The sequence below is a fragment of the Paenibacillus sp. 01L418 genome (assembly GCF_056400045.1).
Genome location: NZ_JBFTSN010000414.1, coordinates 1 through 5,599 on the forward strand (window position 1 = coordinate 1; position 5,599 = coordinate 5,599).

At 42.6% G+C, this 5,599-nt stretch carries 5 protein-coding genes; 1 reads left to right on the forward strand and 4 read right to left on the reverse strand.

Annotation, left to right across the window (positions count from 1 at the left end; genetic code table 11):
- From AC1DSE_RS29125 to AC1DSE_RS29140, 4 genes are all read right to left on the reverse strand, one after another.
- On the reverse strand, positions 1-177 hold a 177-nt coding region (locus AC1DSE_RS29125; RefSeq protein WP_477528619.1), incomplete at its 3' end, for an XdhC family protein.
- Positions 178-253: 76 nt separating this feature from the next.
- Positions 254-1,579: a 5'-deoxyadenosine deaminase gene (locus AC1DSE_RS29130; RefSeq protein WP_477511984.1), complete on the reverse strand. Its 1,326-nt coding sequence runs from the start codon at positions 1,577-1,579 to the stop codon at positions 254-256.
- Positions 1,580-1,919: 340 nt separating this feature from the next.
- Positions 1,920-2,864 (reverse strand): serine hydrolase domain-containing protein, encoded by a 945-nt coding sequence (locus tag AC1DSE_RS29135; RefSeq protein ID WP_441885822.1) that lies wholly within the window; start codon positions 2,862-2,864, stop codon positions 1,920-1,922.
- Positions 2,865-2,881: 17 nt separating this feature from the next.
- Positions 2,882-4,285, reverse strand: coding sequence for an MDR family MFS transporter (locus AC1DSE_RS29140; RefSeq protein WP_441885825.1), 1,404 nt, complete (start codon positions 4,283-4,285; stop codon positions 2,882-2,884).
- A 550-nt stretch (positions 4,286-4,835) separates the two neighbouring features.
- Here AC1DSE_RS29140 and AC1DSE_RS29145 point away from each other — a divergent pair.
- Positions 4,836-5,453 carry a DedA family protein gene (locus tag AC1DSE_RS29145; protein WP_076269307.1) on the forward strand — a complete coding sequence of 206 codons (618 nt, stop codon included), beginning with the start codon at positions 4,836-4,838 and terminating at the stop codon, positions 5,451-5,453.
- The last annotated feature ends 146 nt before the right edge of the window (positions 5,454-5,599 follow it).

Here is a 5,599-nt window from a genome sequence, read left to right on the forward strand (position 1 = left end):
CAACAAATCTTGCTCCAAGCAGCCAGGGCTAACCGATCCAATCTGATCACCGCTGAAGCTGAACAACATCGACGCTCCGGTCTTACGATAGGAATGACCCTTAACACATACAATGGTAGCGAGCACACCCGGCTCGTCGCTTACCTTCAACGATTCCAATACATCATGCATATCCATCCGCTATCCCTCCATTAGCAATTAGCGTATTTAGCCCTCGCATGGTAATCATTCAGTCTAGCCTTCAACCTATCAGCTACAATCGAGCGATCAATTTTTTGAGTGAGCGATCCGCTTCCTTTAAGACAACTTTTTTATCAACCGTTCTCACGATCTTGTTTTCCATGACCACTTGCCCATCAATAAGAACGGTATCAACATCGCCTCTTGTCGCCGCATAAACAACTCTTGAATACCAATCTGCATCAAATGATGGATACACATGGAAATCCTCCAAATCAAGCAGCTGCAAATCTGCGAGTTTCCCAGTCTCAATACTGCCAATCTCATTTTCTAAGCCAAGCACCTTCGCTCCGCCCATCGTCGCCATCCGCAGCACCGTTTTTGCATTCATAATCGTAGGACCATGCTTCACCTTTTGCATATAAGCGGTTAAGCGCATCTCCTGAAACATATCCAAATTATTGTTGCAAGGCGCGCCATCCGCACCAATGCCAATATCAATCCCTTGCTCAAGAAGATGCGGAATTTCTGCAATGCCTGACGCAAGCTTCATATTAGAGCCCGGGCAATGAGTAATCTTGACTCCCCTCTCCCGTATAATTCTTTTTTCCTCCTCATCTAACCAAATGCTATGTGCCAAAATGAGATTCGGCTTCGCAAGTCCAATATGATCGAGATAGACGACATTTCTCATTCCGCGTTCCGCCTCAACCATTGCAATTTCGCCCTGGTTTTCCGATGCATGCGTGTGCACCATTACGCCATACTTGGCAGACAAGTCACGAACCCCAATAAGCAATTCCTCGGTGCATGAAACAACAAAACGCGGGCAAAAGGCGTATTGAATTCTCCCATTTTCGGCACCATGCCATTTTTCGAGAAGATCCACACTGTCCTGCAGCGATTTTTGAGTATTTTCCTGCAGAGCAAGCGGCACCTCCGTACCATGATCCATCATCACTTTTCCAGAGAGAGCTCGAATGCCGCTTTCTTTAATGGCTTGGAAAGCCGATTCTGTATAATGAACCGTCTCCATATCCAGAATTGTCGTTGTACCGCTGCGAATCAGTTCGCCAATCCCGAGCATGGCTGAGTAGTAAACAGAATCCTCACTATGAGCAGCCTCAAGTGGCCAGATTTTTTCCTTCAACCATTCAATGAGTGATAAATCATCAGCCCTCCCTCGAAACAGCGTTTGGCATAAATGGATATGCGTTTGTACAAACCCGGGCAGCAGCACTTTTCCGCCTGCTTCAATAACACGTTCAACATTCTGTGTGTCCAACCGTTCGCCCATTTGGGCAATTCGGCTTCCCTCTATTAAGACATCACCTGTGAAAATCTGATTGTCGTGGTTCATAGTCATAACTACTGCGTTCCGAATAAGTATAGTTGTCATTCAAAAATTCCCCCTCATGCCTCAAGTGCTAGTATGTTAAATTCACCAAATATTCTGCCTTTATTAATTACAGCATCACCGTCATCCTACAAACGGAAAGACAATGGAGGCATTTACTTTCTTTGTGTAAGGTTATCTAACATAATAATGCAGATTCGATCGTTAGGCAATACGTTTCTTTAAATATTTATATGCTTTACTACGAATTCGTGGAACTACTTAACATTAATGTGACATTAATGTTCCATAGAAAAAATTCAATTCAGCAAAAAGAACAAAAAACCGCTCCAAGCACGAAAAAATCGCGTTTGGAGCGGCTTTTGATTTATTCACATACCGTTTATTGTTTATTTGTTCCTAAACAAGACGGAATAATATGTTCAAATATAAGGCGTCTTGACCATATTGCCTCATTTCGTTTCGTTATTTGTTTTCGAACGACGATCACAAGCTCATGCTCTGGCGCGATGAGCAAATATTGACCGCCATGGCCAAAAGCAAAATAACAATCGCATTGGCCGTTGTGACTCTCCGGCGAATACCACCAATGATAGCCATAGCCGCCATATATCGGCGGTTCATACTGCATCAATCCGCGATGATGGAGCTGAGTCGATTCTGTTATCCATGAAGCTGACAGCAGCGGCTCGTTGTCAAAATGTCCACTACCTACAAATAAACTGCCAATCTTCGCAAGATCTCTGCCATACAATTGAAGCCCGGTTCCGCCTTCATTAATACCTGCCCGTTCCATCCATCTCGCACTGCGAAAACCAAGCGGACCAAACAAATAATCTTTGGAAAACGAAAGAGCCGGCATCCCAGTCGCTGAAGTCAATATCGCAGACAACAGATGAGATCCTCCCGAATTGTAAGCAAAAGCCGTTCCAGGTTCAGAAATCAGCGGCTGATTAAATACAAATTGTATGGGATCTTTCGCTGCTTTCAAGGCTTTATATGGCTTGTCAAAGTCAGGCCATTCAAACCCAGGCGTCATCGTCAGCAAATGCTTGATAGAGATTTGGCTGAGCGCTTCGCTTATTTCCTGCGGATGCTCCAAATAATTCGTAATGGGCTCGTCCACACTCTTAAGAAAATGTTTATCAATCGCGATTCCAATCAACGAGGATAAGACGCTTTTTGTACAAGAATAGAGCGGACCGATTGAATCCTGTCCGCTCTCATACCATTCGCCAAGCAGCTTTTGTCCTTGAAGCACGATAACAGATTTCATTTTCCATTCGGCTAACAGCTTGTTACTAGCTTCCAAATCAATTGGATTCATCTGTTTAATCGACCTTTCTAAGAAGCATTTCTTTGCTGCTGTTCAGGCTGCTTAATCTTAGGCATGCCAATGGATACAAATACAACAAAAACAGATAATACCGCTACCCATATAAATATCGTATGCAAGCTTCCTGCAAGAACCGTTGCTTCAATTCGATCAGCTTGACCGGTATGAAGCAGCAAACCAAACACAGTAATCCCAATGGTCTGGCCGAGTGTACGAATGAAATTGTTGCTGGCCACAGCAGATCCACGAAGCTCCCAGCCGACAGCTGAAGATACAGCTACCGTTATGGATGTAAGAGAAAGGCCAAACGAAAGCCCTGCCAAAAACGTATAAATGATAAATAATACAATGGATGTAGAAGCTGTCATAAAAGCGAAACCAATGCTGCTGACGAACAAGAAGCAAGAGCCCGCCACACTAATAAAGCGCAATCCTTTTTTGGCTATCCAGTTTCCTGCTAATATTGAGCCCAGCGGCCATGCTACGGATAGTGGAATCATGGCAAGTCCAGAATAGGTAGCCGGTTTGCCGTATACGCCTTGTATCCATAAAGGCAAATAAAATATTATGACGACATTGATCACACACAATAAGAAACTGCTAAGATTCGCCATGCTAATAATCGGATTCCGAAATAGCTGGAATGGAATGATCGGTTCTGGAGAACGTTTTTCGATACGAGCAAAAATGACGAAAAATAGTACAGCTATACCAAATAATACGCTAATCGTTAGTTTTCCGCCGTTGCCACCATCGGCATCGCGAATTAGCGTCATCGCATACAAGAAGCTGAACATAGCGATCGTAAAGGTAATGATGCCAGGATAATCGATATGTCTCTTTTTCTTCTCCAATGTCTCCCGCAGTGAAGTGGAGAGCAAATAAATAGCAACGATTCCAAACGGCAAATTCATATAGAAGATTGCCCGCCAGGATATGTAATCGACCAACAGACCGCCAAACAATGGGCCTGAAATACCCGCTATCCCCCATATGCTTGACATCCAGCCCTGTACCTTCGCACGCTGTTCATAGGGATATAAATCTCCAATGATCGTATAAGGTATCGTCGTGAGCGCACCTGCTCCGAGTCCTTGCAAAGCACGAAACATAATAAGCTGATTCATTGATTGCGCTACACCAGAGAGCATGGAGCCTGCAAGAAAAATCAATGCCCCGATAATAAAAATTTTCTTTCGACCGTAAAGATCGGATAGCTTGCCGTAAACAGGAGTAGTAATAACGGTTGCGAGCAAATAGATCGAAATAATCCAGCTGTACTGCTGGATTCCTTGAAGTTCTCCCGTAATGCTAGGCATGGCTGTACTAACGATCGTCCCCTCGATGGCAGCAAGAAATGTGGCTACGAATAATGCAATGGTTACTTTTTTCCGAGTCTGATTAGCGTTCATTGTTCATCCTTTCTGTGAATAACATGATAAATAAAAAAAATATTCACACGACCTTTCTATTATGGTCGCTGGAAGCATGAAATATCAACGTATTTATTTCAATCAAGACGTTCGCGATAAACGAATCTCCTTCTTTTGCATGCATAATTTAGTACAAACCCGCAATATATATTGTGATCGATCAACTTCAGCTGTACGCCAAAATTCACGATCGCCAAAAAGCTGACATAAAGCCTGTTCAGCTGTTTTATATGAAGCATGTTCTTCTATTAAGATTGTGACGCATACCGTAAAACATAGCGATTCATATCGCCGTAAAGCATCCACCTTTTTTTGGAAATCCAGCATGAGAATAGTCGCCCCTTCATACACATAAAACCTATTCCCTATTGTAACTGTTCCTGAAAAGCAATTAGTTACGAAATGGTTAAATTTGAATCCTTTCCTCTCACCAATCGTATGTATGGTATCCTTTCGGATTCGGATATGTTAACATGTTTGAAGTGGAATAATAAAAATTCTATTTTTTGGTAGGTTAGGATGTTGCTCAATGTATGATTTATTATTGAACATAATAGATGATTTTGGTTATTTCGCTTTATTCCTCGTTTTATGTCTTGGTTTAATCGGTTTGCCCATACCTAATGAAGCAGTCGTGATGACTGGCGGAGCATTAGCTGAATCCGGTGTATTATCGCCGATACCCGCTTTTATTATGACGTGTCTTGGTATTTGCTCCGCGATGACCTTTGGATACAGCATCGGTAGATTTGCAGGAAGCAAGTTGTCCAACTGGTTCAGCCAGAAGAAAAACATAAGTAAATTTGTCGCTAAATCCGAACAGTTAAGTGAAAAGTACGGCGGCTACGCCATCAGCCTTAGCCTTTGCCTTCCTTTTTTAAGACATGTCACGCCATATGTTATGGGGATGAATCGCATGCCTTACAAAAGATTCGCAATCTTCGCTTACCCATCCGCATTTGTATGGACACTCATCTACTTTATTATTGGTACGTTCGTGGGAGATCAAGTGCAAGACCTCTCTGATCATATTTACAAATACTTAATATGGGTCATTTATGCCATCATTGTTATCGTTGTTGGTTTTATCATTTATAAATATTATAAAAGCAAACAACAAAAGGATCATATCGAACGGCCAATGTAGCCGTTACAGATTTAAGAACCATCGCAAGCCGCGGTGGTTCTTTTCTATTCCTAGCCTTATGCCTGAAAATTAGATAATGCAAGATAACTGGCGAATTCACTGGATGTAACCGCTTTCTCAAGATATCGAGCCGCGTTGTTTTCACT

Coding starts and splice junctions, on each gene's coding strand:
- AC1DSE_RS29145 (WP_076269307.1), top strand. CDS start 4,836: ATGTATGATTTATTATTGAACATAATAGATGATTTTGGTTATTTCGCT.
- AC1DSE_RS29130 (WP_477511984.1), bottom strand. CDS start 1,579: ATGACAACTATACTTATTCGGAACGCAGTAGTTATGACTATGAACCAC.
- AC1DSE_RS29140 (WP_441885825.1), bottom strand. CDS start 4,285: ATGAACGCTAATCAGACTCGGAAAAAAGTAACCATTGCATTATTCGTA.
- AC1DSE_RS29135 (WP_441885822.1), bottom strand. CDS start 2,864: ATGAATCCAATTGATTTGGAAGCTAGTAACAAGCTGTTAGCCGAATGG.